Annotated in this window: 1 rRNA gene; it reads left to right on the top strand. The window is 42.5% G+C overall.

Going from position 1 to position 360, the window contains the following annotated elements:
• Positions 1 to 59: ribosomal RNA gene (locus tag AN964_RS25175) — 16S ribosomal RNA — on the top strand; the annotation flags it as partial.
• Between the last annotated feature and the right edge of the window lie 301 nt (positions 60 to 360).

The raw sequence follows: 360 nt of genomic DNA, 5'->3' as shown, positions 1-360 counted from the left end.
TTGGGGTGAAGTCGTAACAAGGTAGCCGTATCGGAAGGTGCGGCTGGATCACCTCCTTTCTAAGGATAATGGAAAACTACTTACGTGGTTATAAAGAGACGTTTCTGTATTTGTTTAGTTTTGAGAGAACTATCTCTCGAAGCTTGTTCCTTGAAAACTAGATAATATGAAAAATAACCAAGTAATAACCGAGAATCGCCACTTTATGGATTTATCCATTTGAAGTAGATATAACCTTATAGGTTAAGTTAGTAAGGGCGCACGGTGGATGCCTTGGCACTAGGAGCCGATGAAGGACGGGACTAACACCGATATGCTTCGGGGAGCTGTAAGCAAGCTTTGATCCGGAGAGATCAGCAT

The organism is Heyndrickxia shackletonii, assembly GCF_001420715.1.
Taxonomy (GTDB): domain Bacteria; phylum Bacillota; class Bacilli; order Bacillales; family Bacillaceae_C; genus Margalitia; species Margalitia shackletonii.
This window is presented reverse-complemented; position numbering and strand designations above follow the sequence as displayed.